Genomic DNA, 22,282 nt, shown 5'->3' on the forward strand with positions numbered 1-22,282 from the left:
TGAAAATCACCAAGGTGTAGTGCGATTTTGAGTGGTGAGGGTTAGTCTGTCCCTACCGGCCTAAGGACAAAAACAATGAAAACCCTACCGCCCGTTCACCGCATCGCCTTGCTGTTCAACGGCAGCAAAATCTACGACCGCGGCATCATCGCCGGCATTGGCAATTACCTGAGCAGCACCCGCGCATCCTGGGACCTGTTCCTGGAAGAAGACTTCCTCTGCCGCCTGCGCGGTATCGAGCGTTGGCAGGGGGACGGCATCATTGCCGACTTCGATGACCCGCTGATTGGCGAGGCGCTGGCCGGCAGTCGGCTTCCAGTGGTGGCGGTGGGTGGCTCTTATGAGGATGTCAGCAAGTACCCCAAGGGCATTCCTTATGTGGCCACCGATAACCATGCCCTGATGAAGCTGGCCTACGAGCATCTGGTGGAGGCGGGGTTGACGCGGTTTGCCTGTTTCAGCCTGCCCGAAGCCCAGGCCAATCGGTGGGCCCAGGAGCGTGAGAAAGCTTTTCGCCGCTTGATGCAGCGCGATGGCTTGCAGGTAGAGGTGTATCGCGGCCTGGGCACCAGTGCGCCGTTGTGGGACAGCGCGGTGGAGCAGCAGATTGCCTGGCTGCACAGTTTGCCCAAGCCTATCGGCATCATCGCGGTGACCGATGCCCGCGCTCGGCAATTGCTGCAAGCCTGCCTGACGGCGGGTATTGCGGTGCCGGAGGAGGTGGCGTTGATCGGCATCGATAACGACCCGCTGACCCGTACCCTCACGCGGGTGCCGCTCAGTTCGGTGATCCAGGGCACCGAGACCATGGGCCGCACCGCTGCGGCGCTGTTGCATCAGATGCTGCACGGCAAACCCTGCACGGGCACGCAGGTGCTGGTGCCGCCGGACGCCATCAACGTGCAGGCCTCCAGCCTGCATCAACCCCTGGGCAATCCTTACGTGATGCAGGCCTTGTTGTTTATCCGCCAGTACGCCTGCCAGGGCATCAAGACCGATCAGGTCGCGGCTTATGTCGGTGTTTCCCGCTCGTCCCTGGAAGCGCATTTTCGCAAGGCCCGCGGCTGCAGCGTGCATGATGAGATTCTGCGCTTCAAACTTGTCGCTGCCGCCAAAGGCCTGGAAAACCACAGCCTTGCGATTGCCGACATTGCTGCACGCTGTGGCTTCACCTCTGCGCAGTACCTGCATACGGTGTTTCGCCGCGAATTTGGCTGTACGCCGCGTCAGTATCAGCAGGGCACGAACTAGAACACCGCTTTGACCTGCAAGCCCAGCACCAGCGCATTGTCGATGCTCTCCCCGGAAAAAGCTCCCGGCTCGATGATGTATTGCACATCCGGGCGCAAGGTCAGCCAAGGCGTGGCCTGGTAGCCATAACTGAGCTCGATCAGCTGTTCGGCCGTGTCCAGGTCGGGATAGGCCGTCCCGGCGTTGAACGCAGTCAACTCTTGCACATCACGGCTGCGCGGGTTCGGCACCGCACGGCCGTAGCCCAGGGCGACGGTATCGCGCGGGCGACCTTCGAACGGTTTGTACAGCACCACGCCTGCGCCATACCACTTGGTGAACGGCGAGGCCGCTTGGCTGGCGGCAGAGTACTGGCCGAAGGCGTGCAGGCTACGGCCTTGGGATGATTGTGAGGCCCACACAGCCTGGTCGATCAAGAGGTAGTGACCGCCGCGTCCGCTGACGTCCTTGTTGCTGCCAATGCGTTTTACATCGGAACTGTCGTAGTAATACCCGAGCTTGTATTCCCCGGGCAGTGCGCCCGCATGCTTGTAGATAAGCTCGATGGGCACCACGGTGCCGGTGGTGTGCTTGGGTCCCAGGTGCCAGGCACGGCTGGAGTTGCCGTTGCTGGACGGGTCGACATTGAACGCCGCCACGCGCAGCTGCCAGTTGGGCGAAAAGTCGTACTTCAACCGGGCACCGAGGTGCGCATTCGGGTAGTTGGCCCAGCCACTGCCGCCGGACATGTTCAGCGGATGCCCGCAGAAGCCGGCGTTCATGAAGTTGCACAGGATGCCGCTGTCCAGACCGCCGAGGTCATTGCCCATGGCCATATAGCCCAGCTTGAGGTTCAGCGCCGGGGTGAACAGCGTGCGCTCGTAGCTCAGTTCGGTGAGGCGCGTGTAGAGGCCACCGTAGTTTTCCTGGATCGGCAGGCGGTTGCCCACCAGGTCCTCGGAGGCGCTGTTGCCGCGTCGGTCGTTGATGGTCAGCTGGATGCGGTCGCCGTTGGTAAAACCGTAGAGCTTGCCCAGGTCGAACTGCACGCCGAGCTTGACGTTTTGCGAGTAGCGCGCCGAACGATGCTGGCCGCCGTGGGCGTTGTAGGCGGTCTCGCCGCTGTAGTCACCGGTAAAGCGCACACCTTGCGCGTCGAGTTCGCGGCGCAGGCCGCCCCAGTCGCCGGTCAGGGTGGTGTCGTCGGCTTGAACGGGCAGGGCGGCCGCAAAGGCCAGGCCCAGCGCCAGGCGCCAGGCGGTATGAGGAGTAGGGGTCATGGGGGATCTTTCCAAACACAAAGCGCGGTGCCGGAGCACCGCGCGAACAGAGCGCGGTTACGGCAGGGCGTAGGCGATCACGTAGTCGCCACGGTCGGTGGACTGGCGTGCGCCGCCGGCGGTGACAACGATGTATTGCTTGCCGGTTTTCGGCGACACGTAGGTCATCGGCCCACCCTGGCTGCCGACGGGCAGGCGGGCTTTCCAGATTTCATCGCCATTGCCGCTGTTGAAGGCGCGCAGGTAGAAGTCCTGGGTGCCGGCAATAAAGATCAGGCCGCCTTGGGTGGACAGCGTACCGCCCAGGGTCGGCAGGCCCACCTTGATCGGCAGGTGCATGCGGATACCCAGGGGGCCGGTGTCTTCAACGGTGCCCACCGGTACTTGCCAGGCGACCTTTTGCGTCTTCATGTCGATGGCGGTCAAGGTACCGAACGGCGGCGCCTGGCACGGAATGCCGGCCACCGACAGGAAGCGGTTTTTGTTCACCGCATACGGCGTACCCTTGAGCGGCACGGCGCCCATGCCGGTGTTCAGCGCTTCACCACCGGAAGAGGCCTGGGCCTTGTTCTGCGACGGTATCATCTGGATCCACAGGCCCAGGCGCATGTCGTTGACGAAGATAAAACCGTGCACCGGGTCGGTGGAAATGCTGCCCCAGTTCATGCCGCCCAGGGAACCCGGGAAGCTCAGGGATTTATCGGTGCCCGGCGCGGTGTACAGGCCGTCGTAGCGCATGCCCTTGAAGTCGATGCGGCACAGCAACTGGTCATACGGCGTCGCGCCCCACATGTCCGACTCGGTCAGGGTTTGCGCGCCGATCTGCGGCATGCCCACGGATTTCGGCTGGGTCAGGGAATACGGCTCGTTGGGAATGTTCGCGGCTTTGACCGGAACTTCCTGCACGTCCGTCAGCGGCTTGCCCGTGGCGCGGTCGAGCACATAGATCTGCCCGGCCTTGGTGCCGATGACTACGGCGGGTACAGCCTTGTCGCTGCCTGGCGGGGTGAAGTCGATCAGGCTGGGCTGCATCGGCAGGTCGAAGTCCCAGAGGTCGTTGTGGACCGTCTGGTACACCCACTTCTCGGCACCGGTGGAGGCGTCGAGTGCCAGCACCGAAGCACCGTATTTGTGGTTGAGCTGGGTGCGCTCCACACCGTAGATATCGGTGGACGAGCTGCCCATCGGCAGGAAGACCGTGTTCATCAGTGGGTCGTAAGACATCGGCGCCCAACTGTTCGGGGTGCTGCGCACGTAGGTGGCGTCGCCCGTCGGGGCCTGCTTGTCTTCAGGGTTGCCTGGGTCGAACGCCCAGCGCATTTGACCCGTGATCACGTCAAAGCCACGGATCACGCCACCGGGCATATCGGTCTGCACGTTGTCTGCCACGCGACCGCCGACCACCACGGTGGTGCCGGCCATCAGCGGCGCCGAGGACAGTTGATAGTAGCTGTCCGGCACATTGCCCAGACCGGCCTTGAGGTCCACCTGACCATGGGTGCCAAAGTCTTCGCAGAACTTGCCGGTGTCGGCGTCTACGGCGATCAGGCGTGCATCAATGGTGTTGGTCAGCAGGCGACGCTGGCACTGCGCACCGACAGGCACGCTGGCGGTCAGGATCGGCGAGCTGTTGGGCTGGGTCGGCTGGGCAATCGGTGCGCTGGCGTCGAAATACGCCATGCCCCGGCAACGCTGCCACACTGCCGACTTGGCGTTGACTTCGTTCTTCCACAGTTCTTTGCCGGTGTCGGCATCCAACGCGATCAGGTTGTTGTGCGGGGTGCAGATAAACACTTTGTTGCCGACCTGCAGGGGCGTCAGCTGGTCTTCGGCACCGTTGCCGTCGCTGATGGCCACGTCGCCGGTGTGGTAGGTCCAGGCGACTTTGAGCTTGTCGATGTTGTCGCGGTTGATCTGGTCCAGCGCGGCGAAACGGCTGCCACCTTCGGTATTACCGTAGTGGGCCCAATCTTTCTGCGCATCGGCCGCCGCCACCGGGGTCATGCCCGGGCCTGCACCGGTGGGCGCAACGCTTGGGTGCGCGACAAACATATTGCCCGCCGCCACCGCCACGCCCAGCGCCAACACGGCGGCGACGCCATAGGCACCCCGCGCCGGTTTGCCGGCCAGCAATGGATACACCAGCGCCACAACCACGCCAATCACCGCAAACATGAACAGTCGCGAGAACAGCGGCCAGTATTCCAGGCCCACGTCGGCCACCGCCCACACGGCAGTAGCCACTAGAAACGCGGCGAACAACCAGGCGCCGGCAGGCTTGCAGCGGGCAATCAACAGCCCGGAAATGGCCATGGCCACGCCGCCGAGCAGGAAGTACCAGGAGCCTCCCAGGCTGACCAGTTTGGCGCCGCCGACGGCCAGCGCAAGGCCGAGCAGGGCGATGACGACGCCCAGGCCCAGGAGTAAGAATCTAGAGACGCCAGCGGCGCGCGATGCTCGTTTCATGTCGAATGGACTCGAGTGAGAGAGGGCAAAGACGCGATTTTAGCAAGATAAGTAACCAGTTAGTACATTTGAGTCCTGCAATAGACTGTTGCAGGTACTGCGATGATGGGCAGGGCCGCCTCTGAGGCGGCATAGATGGACCCGGCGACGCGTACCCTGTGGCGAGGGAGCTTGCTCCCGCTGGGGCGCGAAGCGGCCCCGCTCCTATTTTAAAAGACTGGGACTGCTACGCACTCCAGCGGGAGCAAGCTCCCTCGCCACGGTACAGCGCTGCCTTTATTGGGCGGGCATCAGAACTTGAAGCGCCCCACCAGCCCATTGAGCTGGCCGGAAATATCCGTCAGCCGCCCTGAACCGGTCTGCGCCGAATGCGCAAAGCCTTCCACCAACTGCGCGTCAGCGTGGATCTGCGCGATATGCCGGTTGATCTCTTCGGCCACCTGGTGCTGCTCTTCGGCGGCGGTGGCGATCTGAGTGTTCTGGTCGCGAATCGAATCCACCGAGCCGCGGATCTTGTCAAAGCTGTCACGGGCCTGCTGGATGCGCTCCACGCTGGTGTTGGACACCAGCAAGCTGCCTTGCATCTGCTGGGTGACTTCCTGGGTGCGGCGGGCGAGGTTGCCCAGCAGGCTGTCGATTTCGCCGGTGGAGTCGGCGGTGCGACGCGCCAGTGCACGCACTTCATCGGCGACCACCGCAAAGCCGCGGCCCTGGTCGCCAGCGCGGGCAGCTTCGATCGCGGCGTTGAGCGCCAGCAGGTTGGTCTGTTCGGCTATCGAACGGATGGTATCGAGGATGGTGTTGATGTTCTGGCTGTCTTGCTCGAGCAACTGCATGGTCTGTGTGGATTTTTGCAGGTCTTCGCTGAGCTTGAGCACGCTGCCGGTGGCTTCGCCGATGTGCTGCTGGCCGGTGTGCACGTCGCGATAGCCCTCATCGGCACTCGTGGCGGCGGCGCTGCATGAACGCGCGACTTCGTTGGCGGTGGCAACCATCTCGTTGAACGCAGTGCTAACCAGTTCCACGGCTTCGCGCTGGCGGCCGGCGGCCTGGTTCATATTGTTGGCCACGGCGCTGGTGTCGGCGGCGGCGGTTTGCAGGTCTGAGGAGGCGTTGCCGATGCGCTGCACCAATTGCGCGATCATGCTCAGGAACTGGTTGAACCAGCCGGCCAGGCTGGCGGTTTCGTCCTTGCCTTGCACTTTGAGCTGGCGCGTGAGGTCGCCTTCACCTTCGGCGATTTCCTGCAGGCCGTCGGCCACACCGCGAATGGGACGCACGATCACACGGGCGAAACTAGCGCCTACTATCGCGAACACCACGGCCAATACGGCGGCAATCGCCGCGATCAACCACGTCAGGCGGGTGGCGCCGGCCATCACTTCGTCGCGCTTGATCAGGCCGATAAAGCGCCAGCCCAGGTCTTTGGAACTGACCACGTTAGCCATGTAGGCCACGCCGTCGATGCTCACCTCGGTCACGCCATCGCCGTGCTTGGCCAGTTCGGCGTAGTTCGCGCCCAGGCCCGCCAGGGGCTTGAAATTGTGCGTGGCATCGCTGGGGTCCACCAGCACGTTGCCGTCGGCTTCCACCAGCATCAGGTAGCCGCTGTCGCCCAGCTTGATGGTGCGCACCAACTCGGTCAGTTGCTTGAGCGACACGTCCAGGCCAACCACCCCAAGCACATTGCCCGTGGCATCTGCCACGGTGCGCACGGTGCCGATCAGCACCACATCGTCCGGGGCCCAGTAGTAGGCGCCTGTGCGCACGGTCTTGCCTGGCGCTGCGATGGCGGCCTGGTACCAGGGGCGGGTGCGCGGGTCGTATTGCGTCAGTTTGGCGTCGTCTGGCCAACTGGCGTAGCCGCCATCGCTCAGTCCCAGGGACAGGTAGGCGGTGCTGGGGTGGCTTTTGGCGAACTGATCGAAAATCGCCAGCAGCTCTGTGTTGGTCGGCGTAAGCGGGATTTGCGCGGCATCGGCGCCGGCATAGCTTTTGAGGTTCTTGGCCGCGATCACGCGCGGGTCCTTGGCGACGAAGTCGACATTCTGGCTGATGCCGTCGAAAAACTGCTGCATGCCATTGTCGATCTGGCGGATCTCGCGGCCGCTGCTGTCGAGGAAGTTGGCCAGCGCACCCTCGCGCAGATTCAGCACCACGATAATGGCGACCAGGATGACCGGCACGCACGCGATGGCCGCAAACGCCCATGTCAGCTTCTGCTTGATATTCATGACTTCACCCGCGGGTATTTATAGTTTTGGCAAGGGGAGAAAAATTAGTGCTGCGTGTCGCAGGCGTTTTTGTGAGAGGCGAGGCCATGCGTACCCTCGGTATATCGGCCGAGGGAGTTGGCACTTGAGCAGGGGGAATCAGGCGATCGGGTCACCGACCAGGGCATCGCGGCGCATCGACTGCAGGTTCTTCTCGATGGTTTCGCAGATGCTTTCCATCTGGATCTGGTGTTCGCTGGAATTGAACGGGCTTTGCAGGTCGGTGCCGATGCGTTCGATGGCCAGCAGCATGAAGCCCACGACTGTGGAAGCCAGCGGCGTGAACCAACCGAGGGATTCCACCAGGCCCACCGGTACGATCAGGCAGAACAGCGAAATGAATAGCCGCGGGAAGTACACGTAAGGGTAGGGCAGTGGCGTGTTGGCAATCCGCTCCATGCCGCCCTGGGCGTTGGAGAGGTCCACCAGGGTCGACTCCAACCGCGCCAGGCGGATGCTGTCCAGGCGCCCGGCCTGGTATTCGCGCGCCAGCAACGAGGCTGAGCCGGTGAGGATGTCATTGGCGAAGTTATTGGTGGCGCCGTTGCGCGCAAATTCTTCGGCGGGGATAAAGGCTCGCACTTCCTCCGGGCACGGCTGGCCCTTGAGGTGCGCAGCCAGGCAGTTGACGTAAGCCACGTGACGGCGCAACAGCGTCGACTTCACCGGGTTCACCTCACCGGGGGCGTCATCGAGCAGGGTCAACACTTGCCGGGCAAAACTGCGCGAGTTGTTGACCATCGCACCCCACAGCGTGCGTGCTTCCCACCAGCGGTTATAGGCGCTGCTGTTGCGAAAACTGATCAGCACCACCAGTGCCGAGCCGAGCAAGGTCAGGGGCATCAGCGGCAAATTGATCTTGGCGGTGAGAAACAGCATGAAATCCACCGTCACCGCCACATCCCACAACAACAGCCAGAACAACGCCCAGCCCACATAGCCCATGGTCTTGATGATCAGGCGGTATTTCTTCAGAAGGGCAGCTTTCAAACGAGAACCTCGCGGCGGGCGGTTGGCAACAATCCCCTGTTACGACGCCGTCGAGGAAGGAAGGTTCGCAGTGTGCTGAATCGATTAGTCCTCTAACCGCCAGGCGGAGAGAATGTAACCAAAGGTTGCGCGTAAGTGTGTGCTACGGGGCATTTGACGGTGGAACAACTTTGGTACTGATGACGTCTTGTCCGGCAATCGCTGTACATTGCGTTCGAGGCAAAAAGCCATTAATGGCAGGAATTTTGAAGTGATTTGTTTTGGGGCCGGGCTGCAGGGATTTCGTAGCTGAGATCAGTGGCATCAAGTTGGATGATCAGGGCTCTTTCATGCGTGTCAGTTCGTTGAAGTTGGCTATGTGTAATACCGCGCAAGCGCTCGAACGTCATAAGGATTTTGAATCGTGCATGAGAGCGCATTACCACGTGCTGCTCGTGCCCTATTCAAAACGACCGTTTTTCTACAAGAGTGCCCTTAAATACAGCCGCTTGATGGTGTCGTTTGCATTATTGAGCCAATACTTTTCCACACCGCTTCCGTTGTTGGCAGAAGTTAAAGCCTTGTGCGTAACGCGCAAATATTGTTCGAAAAACAGCCTGGAATCGATTTTTTTGCTATTCCGGGCCCTGGGTTTCATGGAGGTTGCGCCGCACCCCGAAGACAGTCGCTTCAGGGTGTATGCACCCTCGGATGAAGCCTGCCGCGAAGCGCGGTTGATGCTCACCGCCCTCACGGAGTCGTTGGCGCTGCTCTACCCCGAACGGGAAGTGTTCCGGCAGATGCGTGACTTGGATGACCGTGAGTTCCTGGCGCTCTATTTCAAAGGTTTTGCCATGATTCTCGCGGCCGAGTTGACGGTGGATGTCTTGCTGCCCGAATGTTATTGGCTGGTGAAACGCGATGCCGGCCATCTGTTGATGCTGGCGATCTACAACGATGCCTTTGCCCCTGAGAACGACCGCGCCACCTTCCGGTCGTCTTCCTACCTGGCCTTGGCCAAGCAACTTTCCGTGTCCAAGACCCACATTATCCGTATGGTGCAGGAGGGGGTCGAAAAGGGTTATTTCAAAGCCCACTCCAAAACCCGGCTGGAAGTTCTGCCACCCTTTGCCAGCCTGGTAAAGCGGTTCATGGCCTTTTCATTTGCGATGGGCCTGCATGCTATTGAGATGGGAGCGTAAGGATGCCTGCTAACTTGAAGTTGCGGCCCAGAATGCGCAGTTTGTTGTCACCTGCGGTGACCCAAGCCGAATGGGTCGGGATTATTGCCTGGGTCGGCATGCTCCTGATTCCTGCGGCCCTGAAGTTGGATTTTTATATGTTGGCCGTCACGGTGGGCCTGCTGATTGTTTGCCGGGTACATGCCACCACCACGAACTTTCTGCTCTGGCGAGTGCTGGGAGTCACCTATATGGTGTTGTTGTCCGTCGGCTTCGCTTATCTGATTCATATGCACGCAGAGTTGCGTATCTATGGCTTGCCGTTGGCGGTGACCCTGGTGGTGGGCAGTGCGATCTTGTTTATCAGTGTCCAGGATTATCTGGCCGATGCGCTATTGATCTGGCTGATCCTGTGGCCGCCCATGCAGGCGGATATATACGCCGGCACCGAGGTGTATTTGCTGCTGTTCTGCGCGGCGTCGGTGTCCATCGGGTTTATCTTGAGTTATTCCTACTTGAAGAACCTGCGTTCGGTATTGCTGGTGGAAAGCGAGTTTCGCGCCTTGGCCGAGACCGACTACCTGACGTCCATCCTCAACCGGCGCGCCTTTATGCAGAGCTTTGAGAAGTTGCTCGGTGGGGAGCGGGGCGGCTACTTCATCATGTTGGATATCGACAGTTTCAAGGAAAAAAACGACCTGTATGGCCACGACGTGGGGGACAAGATTCTGCGCGCCATGGCGCTGTGCCTGAAAAACGCCAAGGGCAGCCACAGCTTCGGACGAATCGGCGGGGAAGAGTTCGGCGTGTTATTGCAGGGCGACGATGTGGAGGTGGCCTGTGATTATGCCCTGGACTTGTTGCAGGCGATCCGCAGCAGCGTGCCTGCGCCCCACCATTACACCTGCAGTGCGGGGATGGCGCGTTTTTCGCCAGGCGACGAGTTGTCGGCCGTACTCAAGATGGCGGACAAGAACCTGTACGGCGCCAAGCGCAATGGCAAGGACTGTGTGCACCTGGACGGCGCATTGCTACAGGCGGTCTTGTCCTGACGCGTGCCGTCTAGTGCTGTGACAGAACGCTCGCCAGCAACCCAGGGAAGCGGCTTTCCAGCTCGTCACGGCGCAACGAGTTCATATGGGTGGTGCCCACATTGCGCGTGTGCACCAGGCCGGCATCGCGCAATACCCGGAAGTGATGGGACATGCTGGATTTGGGCCGCCCCCCGTCGAGTTCGCCACAGGTGGCCTCTGGCACGTTGGCCAGGTAGCGCACGATGTCCAGGCGCACGGGGTCGCTCAAGGCGTACAGCACACGCTCAAGCGTCAATTCTTGGGGGGTAGGGTGTTTGAAGGCTCGCATGGGGCGGATCATAACAGGGGGGTAGCGTTCAATACCATAGTTCGATTACCATCGAACTATCGAATCACCCACCCCTTCCTGGAGTTCTCAATGTCGGCTTTGTTCGAACCGTTCAAACTCAAAGATGTGACCTTGCGCAATCGCATTGCTATCCCCCCGATGTGCCAATACATGGCCGAAGACGGCATGGTCAACGACTGGCACCACGTCCACCTGGCCGGCATGGCCCGTGGCGGTGCCGGCCTGCTGGTGGTCGAGGCCACCGCGGTCGCCCCTGAAGGACGCATCACCCCAGGCTGCGCTGGGATCTGGAGCGACGCCCACGCCCAGGCATTCGTGCCCATGGTCAAAGCCATCAAGGCCGCAGGTTCGGTGCCGGGCATCCAGATCGCCCACGCCGGTCGCAAAGCCAGTGCCAATCGCCCCTGGGAAGGTGATGACCACATCCCGGCCTCTGATGCCCGTAGCTGGGAAACCATCGCGCCGTCGGCCATTGCGTTCGGTGCCAACCTGCCCAACGTACCGCGTGCCATGACCCTGGAAGACATCGCCCGTGTGCAGCAGGACTTCGTCGACGCGGCCCGTCGCGCCCGCGATGCCGGTTTTGAATGGATCGAACTGCACTTCGCCCACGGTTACCTGGGCCAGAGCTTTTTCTCCGAGCATTCCAACCAGCGTACCGATGCCTACGGTGGCAGCTTCGACAACCGCAGCCGCTTCCTCCTCGAAACCCTGGCTGCGGTGCGTGAAGTCTGGCCGGAAAACCTGCCGCTCACCGCCCGGTTCGGCGTGATCGAATACGACGGTCGTGATGAGCAGACCCTCACCGAGTCCATTGAACTGGCGCGCCGTTTCAAGGACGGGGGCCTGGACCTGTTGAGCGTCAGCGTCGGCTTTACCATTCCTGACACCAACATCCCATGGGGCCCGGCCTTCATGGGCCCGATTGCCGAGCGTGTACGCCGTGAAGCCGGTATTCCGGTGACCTCGGCCTGGGGCTTCGGCACGCCGCAACTGGCCCAAGGCGCTTTGCAGGCCGGGCACCTGGACCTGGTTTCGGTAGGGCGTGCGCATCTGGCCGACCCGCATTGGGCCTACTTTGCTGCCAAGGAGCTGGGCGTGGACAAGTCCTCCTGGACCTTGCCGGCGCCTTACGCGCATTGGCTGGAACGCTATCGCTGAGGTACGCCTGCGCGTGCATGAGCCACTCGATTGAGTGGCTTTTTTTCGCCTGTCGCTTTTCGCGACCTACGCGGTGAAAAATAACAAATGAGAATCGATGTCAAACGAGAATCCGCTGATATATGATGCGCCGCGAATTCTTGGCAGGTTTGCCGTCCCATCTGGCTCATTCACTAGGTTCTACACCCATGCGTCGTACCCTGATTTCCATCTGTGTGCTCCAGGCGTTTTCCCCCTTCGCGTGGGCAGAGCAGGCACCTGCCGAGAACGCCAGTATCGAGCTGCAAGCGACCAATGTCACCGCCACCGCGGACCTTGAGTCGGCCCAAGGCCCCGTGCAGGGCTACCACGCCACACGTTCAGCCAGTGCGACGCGCACCGACACCGCCATTCATGAAACTCCACAGTCCATCAGCGTAGTGTCCAAGGACGTGGTCGAAGACCTCGGTGCAACGCGCCTGCAGGATGCCCTCGATTACGCGGGCAGCGTGGGCCGCGCCAACAATTTCGGCGGCCAGGGCCTGACCACCTTTACCGTGCGCGGCTTCACCACCGGTGAGTTCTACCGCAACGGTTTCCCGATCAACCGCGGTTACCCGAACATGCCGGACGCCAACACCATCGAGCGTCTTGAAGTGCTGCGCGGCCCTGCGACCATGCTCTACGGCCGTGGCGACCCAGGCGGTACCTTCAACGTGGTGTCCAAGCAGCCGCTGGCTGAACGCACCGTCACCCTGGGCAGCCAGCTCAATGACCAGGGCATGAAGCGCGGCACCCTGGATGCCTCCGGCCCGCTGGACGAGGAAGGCCGCCTGGCCTATCGCCTGAACGTGGTGGGCGAGGGCGGCGACACCTTCCGAGATCACGTCGAGACGGAACGCTACGGCGTGATGCCGGTGATCACCTGGCAGGCCACCGATGACACCAAGGTGACCTTCGAAGGCGATTTCATGCGCAACAACCACCCGCTGGACCGCGGCCTGACGCGTTTCCCCAACCAGCGTGGCACCCCCTCGCGCGATACGTTCTGGGGCGACAAGGATGCCGGCAAGCTGCACAACGACAACAACATGGCGCAGTTGCGTTTCGAGCACGTGCTTAACGACAACTGGACCCTGGGCGGCGGTTTTCAATGGTTGGACGGCAGCCTGAAGGGCAACGCCATTGAGGCCAATGGGCCGGGTAGCCTGGGCGCCGATGGCCGGACCCTGCAACGCAACTTCAACTACCGCAAGCTGGAATGGACCGACAAGGACTATCAGCTCAACCTGACCGGGCACTTCTCCACCGGCGGGTTCGATCACACCTTGCTTACCGGTATCGAGTACGAGGACTACGACTACAAGTCGATTATCCAGCGTTCCAGCGCCGCGGCGGGCACCTACCCAATCGATATCTTTGATCCGGTGTACGGTCAAACCCGCCCGGCGCTGACCCGAACGCCGACCCACGATAAGGAAAACCTCAAGACCTACGCCGCTTTCGTACAGGACCAGGTCGCCCTCACTGAACGGCTGAAAGTACTGGCCGGTGCCCGCTTCGAGCGTTTCGAGCATGACTACCAGAACTATGTAGGTAAAAGCTGGCAGGCCGCCGACAACGCCGTCACCCCGCGCGTGGGTGTGATCTACGACCTCACCGACACCGTCGCGGTCTATGCTGACGCCGCACGTTCGTTCAAACCCAACACTGGCGCCAGCCGCGAAGGTGGTGGTTTTGCGCCGGAGAAAGGCAAGTCCTATGAGATGGGCATCAAGTGGGAGGCGCTGGACCGGCAGTTGAGCGTGGATGCGGCGATCTATCAGATCGAGAAGAAGAACGTGCTGACCACCGACCCCGTGGACAATACCTTCAGTGTTGCGGCCGGCCAGGTGCGCAGTCGGGGCTTCGATCTCAATGTGGCGGGCAACCTCACGCCCGAATGGCGCGTGATCGGCGGTTACGCCTATGTAGATGCAGAAGTCACCCGTGATAACACTCTGCGCTCCGGCACTCGCTTGATGAACATCCCGCGCAACAGCTTCAGCCTGCTCAACGTCTACGAGTTCCAGGACGGCGCGCTCAAAGGCCTGGGCCTGGGCGCCGGCGGCAAGTACGTCGACCAGCGCGCCGGCCAGACCGCCAATACGGCATTCTCCATGGACGCCTATACCGTGGTCGACCTGCTCGGTTACTACAAGGTCAATGAGCGTGTGCGCTTGAACCTCGATGTGAAGAACCTGTTCAACCGTGAATATGAAGAGGGCGCGTTCGGCAATATCTACGCTTACCCCGGTGCACCGCGAACTGTGCAGGTGGGCATCGCCTACACCCTGTGATGAACAGCTGCGGTACCACGCAGGGCCTGTGGCGAGGGAGCTTGCTCCCGCCACGGCGCCTATCTACCTGACGCCCCGCGTTCCAACTGTGGGAGCTGGCTTGCCTGCGAAGACGGCCTGCCAGCCGACGCATTTCTACCTGACGCCCCGCAATCCAACTGTGGGAGCTGGCTTGCCTGCGATGGCGGCCTGCCAGCCGACACAGGGTGTCAGACCGAGTACATATCCATTCCTGCGGTAACGGCTGCTCAGGGTTCCGCTTTTACAGCGGGTCACTTTTGGAAAAGAGCCCGGAATGCCGGCCCAGCCAAAAGTAACCAAAAGGGCTCTTGCCCCACCACTCGGCACCTCGCCTAGGCTCGGTGTGCCCGTAATCCGCCAGTGATTTGGGGGGGCGCCTAAGATCAAGATCAAAAGCAGAGCAAGAGCACGAGCGGCTCGCTTCGCATCGTGAGCTGGGCGAAAGTTAACAGTCAGGAATGACGCGGGGTTACAACGGCGTCAACACATTCATCACCGTGTCCAGCGCGACCCGCGTGTCATCCAGTTGCACCAGCGACGCATGCCGCGCACCCAGGGCATCGCGGTTCTGGATCGCCGTGAGGATCGCTTTGTGCCGAGGCAGACTCAGGCCCTGGATATCCGGACGGCGGTTGGTGATGTTGATCGACTCGCGCAACGGCAGCGAGAGCATGTTGCACATATAGGCGAGCAGGTCGTTGCGGGTGGCGTCGGCAATCGCACGGTGGAAGTCCAGGTCGGCCTGTAGCAGCTCCTCGTGGGTCTTGGCGGTTTCCATGCCTTGGTAGGCGTGTTCGATAGTGGCGATGTCTTCATCGGTGGCGGTGGTCGCGGCCATCGCGGCGATTTCCGGTTCGAGGATGCGGCGCACCCCGGCCAGGGTGTTGAAGAACTCGCTGTGGGGCGTGGACTGCATCAACCAGGACAGCACGTCCGGGTCGAGCAGGTGCCATTTCAAGCGTGGCCGCACCACCGCGCCCACCCGTGGCTTGGAATACACCAGGCCCTTGGCGCTGAGCACCCGCGTGGCTTCGCGCAATACCGAGCGGCTGACCTGGTATTCCTCGCACAGCGTAGCTTCCATGGGCAAGCGTTCTTCAGGCTTGAAACGACCGGAAACGATGTGCATGCCCAGATCCTGAACGATCTGGGCATGCTGGCTCTTGCGCGGCTTGGGCGGCTGGTGATCCATAACGACGGGCAGGCTCTGGCTTAGATTCGCCGCATCATAGCATCCCAATTAGTGGGAATGCCGTGGGACTTCTGCCCCGCGACAGCCCACCAGGAAGTCAAAGTCACAGCCTTGGTCGGCCTGCAGCACATGGTCGATGTACAGCTGGCGATAGCCGCCGACGATGAGGTTTTGTGCTGGGGGCAGGTCGGCCATGCGCGCTGCCAGCTCGGCGTCTGGAATGTCCAGGTGCAGGCGGCCATTGGCGCAATCGAGTTCGATCCAGTCACCTTCCTTCACTGTTGCCAACGGCCCGCCGGCAGCGGCTTCCGGGGCCACGTGCAACACCACGGTGCCGTAGGCGGTGCCGCTCATGCGCGCATCGGAAATGCGCACCATGTCCGTCACGCCCTGGGCCAGCAGCTTGGCCGGCAGGCCCATGTTGCCGACTTCGGCCATGCCGGGGTAACCCTTGGGGCCGCAGTTTTTCATGACCAGGATCGAGTTGGCATCCACGTCCAGCTCCGGGTCGTTGATGCGTGCCTTGTACATGTCGAAGTTCTCGAACACCACGGCGCGGCCACGGTGCTGCATCAGTTCGGGGCTCGCTGCCGAAGGCTTGAGCACCGCGCCCAGGGGCGCGAGGTTGCCACGCAGCACGCAGATGCCGCCGTCGGCGCGGATCGGGTTGTCCAGGGTGCGGATCACTTCGTCCTGGCCGTAGATCGGCGAATCCTGGGTGTTCTCGCCCAGGGACTTGCCGTTGACCGTCAAGGCGTTCGGGTGGGGGATCAGGTTGGCCTCACCCAGGCGACGCAGCACCGCGGGCAGGCCGCCGGCGTAGTAGAACTCTTCCATCAAGAAGCGCCCCGAGGGTTGCAGGTCGACGATGGTCGGCATACCGCGCCCGATGCGGGTCCAGTCATCCAGGTCCAACTCCACGCCGATGCGCCCGGCGATGGCTTTCAGGTGGATCACCGCGTTGGTCGAACCACCGATAGCTGCGTTTACGCGAATCGCGTTTTCAAACGCTTCTTTGGTGAGGATCTTCGACAGCTTCAAGTCTTCGCGCACCATCTCGACCGCACGCATACCGGACATATGCGCCAGCACATATCGCCGCGCATCCACCGCCGGAATCGCCGCGTTGTGGGGCAGGGACGTGCCCAGCGCCTCGGCCATGCAGGCCATGGTCGAGGCCGTGCCCATGGTGTTGCAGGTGCCCGCCGAGCGCGACATGCCGCCCTCGGCCGCGAGGAAATCATCCAGGGTGATGGTGCCGGCCTTGACCTGTTCGCTGAGCTGCCACACCACCGTCCCCGAGCCGATGTCCTGGCCCTTGTGCTTGCCGTTGAGCATCGGCCCGCCAGTGACCACGATGGCCGGCACATCACAACTGGCGGCGCCCATCAGCAGCGCTGGGGTGGTCTTGTCGCAGCCGGTGAGCAGTACCACGCCATCAATCGGATTACCGCGAATCGCTTCTTCCACATCCATGCTCGCCAGGTTGCGCGTGAGCATGGCGGTAGGGCGCAGGTTGGATTCGCCATTGGAAAACACCGGGAACTCCACCGGGAAGCCTCCGGCCTCGATCACGCCACGCTTGACGTGTTCGGCTATCTGACGGAAGTGCGCGTTGCACGGCGTCAGCTCCGACCAGGTGTTGCAGATGCCGATGATCGGCTTGCCATGGAACTGATGGTCGGCAATGCCTTGGTTCTTCATCCAGCTGCGGTACATGAAGCCGTTCTTGTCGGCAGTACCGAACCACTGGGCAGAGCGTAGGCCGGGCTTTTTGTCAGGCATGATCGATTCTCTTATTGTATGACTATATGTTCTATGCGTGCTTAAACATAAGCGCAAAATCGCCGCTTTGGAAGTGTTGTTTTGCAAATAGTCATACTATATAGTCGGTCTTAACTGAGGTATGGCCCTGGCGGATTTCGTCAGAGGCGTCCCCCGAGCTTCTATAAAAACAACAATCGGAGATCGACCCCATGAGCCAGGAACTGCGGCTTATTCGGCGCATCACGCTGAAACTGATTCCGTTCCTGATCCTGCTGTACCTGATCGCCTACGTGGACCGTTCCGCCGTAGGGTTCGCCAAGCTGCACATGGGCGCTGACGTGGGCATCGGCGACGCCGCCTATGGCCTCGGTGCCGGGTTGTTCTTCATTGGCTATTTCCTGTTCGAGATTCCCAGCAACCTGATGCTCGACCGCTTCGGCGCGCGGCGCTGGTTTGCGCGCATCATGATCACCTGGGGCGCCATCACCATCGGCATGGCGTTCGTGCAAGGGCCGCACAGCTTCTATGTGATGCGTTTTCTGCTGGGCGCGGCGGAGGCGGGGTTCTTTCCCGGCGTGCTGTACTACATCACCCAATGGTTCCCGGTGCGCCATCGCGGCAAGATCCTCGGGCTGTTCATCCTCTCCCAACCGATTGCAATGATGATCACAGGTCCAGTGTCCGGCGGTCTGCTCGGCATGGACGGCATTCTCGGCCTGCATGGCTGGCAGTGGCTGTTTATCGTGATCGGTACCCCGGCGATCCTGCTGACCTGGCCGGTGCTGCGTTACCTGCCGGACGGCCCCCAGAAGGTCAACTGGATGAGCGAGGAAGAAAAAGCCTGGCTCACCGGCGAGCTGCACAAAGATCTGCAAGCCTACGGCCAGACACGCCATGGCAACCCCTTGCATGCGCTCAAGGACAAGCGCGTGTTGTTGCTGGCGCTGTTCTACCTGCCGGTGACCCTGAGCATCTACGGCCTCGGCCTGTGGCTGCCGACCCTGATCAAGCAGTTTGGCGGCAGCGACCTTACCACCGGCTTCATCTCCGCCGTGCCCTATATCTTCGGCATCATCGGCCTGTTGATCATCCCGCGCAGTTCCGACCGTTTGAACGACCGTTACGGCCATCTCGCCGTGCTCTATGTGCTGGGCGCCATCGGCCTGTTCTGCAGCGCCTGGCTCACGGTGCCAGTGCTGCAAATGGCCGCGCTGTGCCTGGCGGCGTTTGCAATGTTTTCCTGCACCGCCGTGTTCTGGACCCTGCCGGGGCGCTTCTTTGCCGGCGCCAGTGCGGCGGCCGGTATTGCCTTGATCAACTCGGTGGGCAACCTCGGCGGCTATATCGGCCCGTTCGTGATCGGTGCGCTCAAGGAGTACACCGGCAACCTGGCCTCAGGCTTGTATTTCTTATCCGGTGTGATGGTGTTCGGGTTGCTGCTGACCCTCGTGGTCTACCGCTTGTTGGAACGCAAGCACGTGCTGCCCGTCGACCAATTCGCCGCCAGCGCCCGTGGCGCCACACGCACTTAAATCCAGGAGAACCTGCATGCGTTTAGTTCAGTTCGAGTTGAGCAACGGTGAGCGCCGCGTCGGCGTGGTAGAAGGCAACCAGGTACGCGAAGTGCGCGGCGCCCACAGCGTGCGTGAACTGGCGCTGGCCGCCATCGAAGCCGGCGGCAAGTTGCAGCAACAGGTGCAAGCCCTCGGCCTGGGCGCCAGCCATGACTACACCGCTTTGTTGGCGGACCACAAAATCCTGCCCCCGCTGGACCACCCCGACCCGGCCCACATGCTGATCAGCGGCACCGGCCTCACCCACCTGGGCAGTGCCTCGGCCCGCGACAAGATGCACCAGCAGGCCGGCGACGACAGCGCGATGACCGACACCATGCGCATCTTCAAATGGGGCGTGGAGGGCGGCAAACCAGGCGCCGGCCAGGCCGGTGTGCAACCGGAGTGGTTTTACAAAGGCGATGGCAGCATCGTCGTGCGCCCGGGCCAGGCCTTCCCGGTGCCGCCGTTTGCCGAAGATGCCGGCGAAGAACCAGAAATCGGTGGCCTCTATGTGATCGGGCATGACCGTAAGCCCTATCGCCTGGGTTTTGCGGTGGGCAACGAGTTCTCCGACCATGTGATGGAGCGCAAGAATTACCTGTACCTGGCCCATTCCAAGCTGCGCAGTTGCAGTTACGGCCCGGAGCTGCGCGTGGGCGAACTGCCCGAGCATCTGGCGGGCACCAGCCGCATCCTGCGCAACGGCGAGGTCATCTGGCAGAACGAATTCCTCAGTGGCGAGGCCAATATGTGCCACAGCCTGGAAAACCTCGAATACCACCACTTCAAATACAGCCAGTTCCTCAAGCCGGGTGATGTGCACATTCACTTCTTCGGCACCGCCACCTTGTCATTCGCCGACGGTATACGTACCCAGCCGGGCGATGTGTTCGAGATCAGCCAGGCTGAATTCGGCGCGCCGTTGATCAACGGTATCGGCAGCAGCGATGCGGCATTTGAACCCGGCCAAGTCACCCCCCTTTAAGGAGATCAACATGACCCCGTTCCTCGGCCACAACTACATCGGCGGCCAGCGCAGCGCCAACGGTAGCACTAAGCTGCAAAGCATCGACGCCACCACCGGCGAAGCCTTGCCCCAGGATTTCTACCAGGCCACCGCCCAGGAAGTGGACGCCGCCGCCCAGGCCGCGGCCCAGGCGTACCCGGCCTATCGCGCCTTGAGCGCCGCACGACGTGCGCAGTTTCTGGATGCGGTGGCCGATGAGCTGGACGCCTTGGGCGATGACTTCGTCGAACTGGTCTGCCGCGAAACCGCATTGCCGGCCGCACGCATCAAAGGCGAACGCGGGCGCACCAGCGGCCAGATGCGTTTGTTCGCCACCGTGCTGCGCCGCGGTGACTTCTACGGCGCGCGTATCGACAAGGCCCTGCCAGAGCGCCAGCCGTTGCCGCGCCCAGACCTGCGCCAATACCGCATCGGCCTCGGTCCGGTGGCGGTCTTTGGTGCCAGTAACTTCCCCCTGGCATTCTCCACCGCCGGCGGTGACACGGCGGCTGCATTGGCCGCCGGTTGCCCGGTGGTGTTCAAGGCCCACAGCGGCCACATGGCGACCGCCGAGCGCGTGGCCGATGCGATCATTCGTGCCGCCGAGGCCACCGAGATGCCGGCCGGCGTGTTCAACATGATTTTTGGCGGCGGCGTCGGTGAGGCGCTGGTCAAGCACCCGGCGATCCAGGCGGTTGGCTTTACCGGCTCACTCAAAGGCGGCCGCGCCCTATGCGACATGGCCGCGGCGCGCCCGCAACCGATCCCGGTGTTTGCCGAAATGTCGAGCATCAACCCGGTGATCGTGCTGCCCCAGGCGCTGCACGCCCGCGCCGAGAGCATCGCCCGCGACCTGACCGCCTCGGTGGTGCAAGGCTGCGGCCAGTTCTGCACCAACCCAGGTCTGGTGATCGGTATCGCTTCGCCTGCGTTCACCGCGTTCACTCAGCAGGTCGCGCAATTGATTGGCGAGCAACCGGCGCAAACCATGCTGAATGCCGGCACCCTGGGCAGCTACGGCAAGGGCCTGGAAAAACTCCGCTCTCACCCGGGCATCCAGCATCTGGCGGGCAGCGCGCAATCGGGCAACCAGGCGCAACCGCAGCTGTTCAAGGCGGATGTACGTCTGTTGATTGACGGCGACGAAGTGCTGCAAGAGGAAGTGTTCGGCCCCACCACGGTGTTCGTCGAAGTGGCCGACCAGGCCCAACTCAGCGCCGCCCTGCAGGGGCTGCACGGGCAGTTGACCGCCACGCTCATCGGCGAACCGACCGACCTGCACCAGTTCGCCGAACTCACGCCGCTGCTGGAACAGAAAGTCGGGCGCATCCTGCTCAACGGTTACCCCACTGGCGTGGAGGTGTGCGATTCCATGGTTCACGGCGGGCCGTACCCGGCGACTTCCGACGCCCGTGGCACCTCGGTCGGCACGCTGGCCATCGACCGTTTCCTGCGCCCGGTGTGCTTCCAGAACTACCCTGATAGCCTGCTGCCCGACGCGTTGAAAAACGCCAACCCCTTGCGTATTCAGCGCCTGGTAAATGGCACGCCATCGCGCGAATCGCTGTAACTGATCAGGAGGCTTCATGTCGTTGAGCGCAGTCACCCCGCACCGTGCCCGGTTGGGCGAAGGGCCGTTCTGGGATGTACCGACCCAGGCCCTGTATTGGGTGGATATCGCCGCCCGCCAGGCGCTGCGTCTGATGGGTGGGCAGTTGCAGGTGTGGCAATTGCCTGAGCACGTCTCGGCGTTCATCCCCTGTCAAAGCGGTGATGCGCTGGTGACCTTGAGCAGCGGCGTATATCGCCTGGACCTGGCCACCGAAGCCTTGACCCTGCTGTGCGTAGCCGACCCGCAAACGGGCAACCGCGGCAATGAAGCACGCTGCGATGCCCAGGGCCGGCTGTGGTTGGGCACCATGCAGAACAACATCGGCGAGCAGGGCGAAGACCTGCCGATTACCCGGCGCTCCGGTGGCCTGTTTCGCATCGATGCCGATGCGCGGGTCACGCCGTTGCTGGCGGGCCTGGGCATTCCCAACACCCTGCTCTGGAACGAGGAGGGCAGCCAGGTGCATTTCGGCGACAGCATGGACGGCACGCTCTATCAGCATTCGATCCAGGCTGACGGTCAACTCGGTGCCGCCCAGGCCTGGTTCGGGCCGCACACACGCGGCGGGCCGGATGGCTCGGCCATGGACGCCGACGGCTACATCTGGAATGCGCGCTGGGACGGCAGTTGCCTGCTGCGTCTGACGCCTTCAGGTGAGGTGGATCGCATTATCGAACTGCCGGTCAGCCGTCCCACCAGTTGCGTGTTCGGTGGGCCCGAGCTCACCACGCTGTACATCACCAGCGCGGCGAGTCCCTTGGATCACCCCCTTGATGGTGCGGTATTGGCCATTGAAGTCGATGTTCCTGGCAAGCCTTGCCATCGTTTCGCCGGTTAAACCCAAGACTTAAAAAAACAACAACAAGA

15 protein-coding genes and 2 pseudogenes are annotated in these 22,282 nt (G+C 62.0%); 9 read left to right on the forward strand and 8 right to left on the reverse strand.

All coding sequences use genetic code 11. The features are described 5' to 3' along the window. Nucleotides 1–75: 75 nt before the first annotated feature. On the forward strand, nucleotides 76–1,251 hold the full coding sequence (locus tag RHM69_RS01915) for a XylR family transcriptional regulator (protein ID WP_019817282.1): 1,176 nt from the start codon (nucleotides 76–78) through the stop codon (nucleotides 1,249–1,251). On the opposite strand, the gene RHM69_RS01920 is transcribed toward RHM69_RS01915, so the two are convergent. The 5 genes and pseudogenes from RHM69_RS01920 to RHM69_RS01935 all read right to left on the reverse strand — a co-directional run bounded on the left by RHM69_RS01920 (nucleotide 1,248) and on the right by RHM69_RS01935 (nucleotide 8,239). Next, nucleotides 1,248–2,510 (reverse strand): carbohydrate porin, encoded by a 1,263-nt coding sequence (locus RHM69_RS01920; protein WP_019817283.1) that lies wholly within the window; start codon nucleotides 2,508–2,510, stop codon nucleotides 1,248–1,250. The two genes, RHM69_RS01915 and RHM69_RS01920, sit on opposite strands and share 4 nt — an antisense overlap. Before the next feature lie 57 nt (nucleotides 2,511–2,567). Then, the gene (locus RHM69_RS01925; protein ID WP_019817284.1) at nucleotides 2,568–4,976 is read right to left on the reverse strand and encodes a glucose/quinate/shikimate family membrane-bound PQQ-dependent dehydrogenase; all 2,409 of its coding nucleotides are present in this window, start codon (nucleotides 4,974–4,976) and stop codon (nucleotides 2,568–2,570) included. A 290-nt stretch (nucleotides 4,977–5,266) separates the two neighbouring features. Continuing rightward, a pseudogene (locus RHM69_RS31000) lies at nucleotides 5,267–5,803 on the reverse strand (methyl-accepting chemotaxis protein); the annotation flags it as partial. Nucleotides 5,804–6,130: 327 nt separating this feature from the next. Beyond that, nucleotides 6,131–7,210: pseudogene (locus tag RHM69_RS31005) on the reverse strand (cache domain-containing protein); the annotation flags it as partial. A gap of 138 nt (nucleotides 7,211–7,348) precedes the next feature. Further along, nucleotides 7,349–8,239: a bestrophin family protein gene (locus RHM69_RS01935; RefSeq protein WP_003190542.1), complete on the reverse strand. Its 891-nt coding sequence runs from the start codon at nucleotides 8,237–8,239 to the stop codon at nucleotides 7,349–7,351. A 329-nt stretch (nucleotides 8,240–8,568) separates the two neighbouring features. On the opposite strand from RHM69_RS01935, the gene RHM69_RS01940 reads away from it, so the two are divergent. After that, on the forward strand, nucleotides 8,569–9,420 hold the full coding sequence (locus RHM69_RS01940) for a hypothetical protein (RefSeq protein ID WP_172832686.1): 852 nt from the start codon (nucleotides 8,569–8,571) through the stop codon (nucleotides 9,418–9,420). 2 nt (nucleotides 9,421–9,422) lie between these two features. Next, nucleotides 9,423–10,451 carry a GGDEF domain-containing protein gene (locus RHM69_RS01945; protein ID WP_014718066.1) on the forward strand — a complete coding sequence of 343 codons (1,029 nt, stop codon included), beginning with the start codon at nucleotides 9,423–9,425 and terminating at the stop codon, nucleotides 10,449–10,451. Nucleotides 10,452–10,461: 10 nt separating this feature from the next. Here RHM69_RS01945 and RHM69_RS01950 read toward each other — a convergent pair whose 3' ends face one another. Next, entirely contained in the window at nucleotides 10,462–10,761 is a 300-nt protein-coding gene (locus RHM69_RS01950; protein ID WP_003190545.1) for an ArsR/SmtB family transcription factor, read from the reverse strand. Nucleotides 10,762–10,851: 90 nt separating this feature from the next. Here RHM69_RS01950 and RHM69_RS01955 point away from each other — a divergent pair, with 90 nt between their 5' ends. After that, entirely contained in the window at nucleotides 10,852–11,943 is a 1,092-nt protein-coding gene (locus RHM69_RS01955) for an NADH:flavin oxidoreductase/NADH oxidase (protein WP_014718067.1), read from the forward strand. A gap of 188 nt (nucleotides 11,944–12,131) precedes the next feature. Then, nucleotides 12,132–14,261 carry a TonB-dependent siderophore receptor gene (locus RHM69_RS01960; protein WP_200600128.1) on the forward strand — a complete coding sequence of 710 codons (2,130 nt, stop codon included), beginning with the start codon at nucleotides 12,132–12,134 and terminating at the stop codon, nucleotides 14,259–14,261. 490 nt (nucleotides 14,262–14,751) lie between these two features. On the opposite strand, the gene RHM69_RS01965 is transcribed toward RHM69_RS01960, so the two are convergent. Both RHM69_RS01965 and RHM69_RS01970 read right to left on the reverse strand, forming a co-directional pair. Further along, nucleotides 14,752–15,474 (reverse strand): FadR/GntR family transcriptional regulator, encoded by a 723-nt coding sequence (locus RHM69_RS01965; RefSeq protein ID WP_003190551.1) that lies wholly within the window; start codon nucleotides 15,472–15,474, stop codon nucleotides 14,752–14,754. Between the two features lie 48 nt (nucleotides 15,475–15,522). Continuing rightward, nucleotides 15,523–17,259, reverse strand: coding sequence for an IlvD/Edd family dehydratase (locus tag RHM69_RS01970; protein ID WP_019817288.1), 1,737 nt, complete (start codon nucleotides 17,257–17,259; stop codon nucleotides 15,523–15,525). Between the two features lie 191 nt (nucleotides 17,260–17,450). On the opposite strand from RHM69_RS01970, the gene RHM69_RS01975 reads away from it, so the two are divergent. The 4 genes from RHM69_RS01975 to RHM69_RS01990 are packed head-to-tail and all read left to right on the forward strand — an operon-like array spanning nucleotide 17,451 to nucleotide 22,253. Then, nucleotides 17,451–18,773, forward strand: coding sequence for an MFS transporter (locus RHM69_RS01975; RefSeq protein ID WP_003190554.1), 1,323 nt, complete (start codon nucleotides 17,451–17,453; stop codon nucleotides 18,771–18,773). A gap of 16 nt (nucleotides 18,774–18,789) precedes the next feature. After that, a complete protein-coding gene (gene araD1 / locus RHM69_RS01980; protein ID WP_014718070.1) occupies nucleotides 18,790–19,782 on the forward strand; it encodes an AraD1 family protein in 993 nt (330 codons plus the stop codon). A gap of 10 nt (nucleotides 19,783–19,792) precedes the next feature. Then, the gene (locus RHM69_RS01985; protein WP_020302091.1) at nucleotides 19,793–21,373 is read left to right on the forward strand and encodes an aldehyde dehydrogenase (NADP(+)); all 1,581 of its coding nucleotides are present in this window, start codon (nucleotides 19,793–19,795) and stop codon (nucleotides 21,371–21,373) included. 16 nt (nucleotides 21,374–21,389) lie between these two features. Then, complete coding sequence (locus RHM69_RS01990; protein ID WP_038449806.1) at nucleotides 21,390–22,253, forward strand: SMP-30/gluconolactonase/LRE family protein; 864 nt, start codon at nucleotides 21,390–21,392, stop codon at nucleotides 22,251–22,253. Nucleotides 22,254–22,282: the final 29 nt, after the last annotated feature.

It is taken from the genome of Pseudomonas sp. CCI1.1 (assembly GCF_034348165.1).
Classification (GTDB): domain Bacteria; phylum Pseudomonadota; class Gammaproteobacteria; order Pseudomonadales; family Pseudomonadaceae; genus Aquipseudomonas; species Aquipseudomonas paracarnis.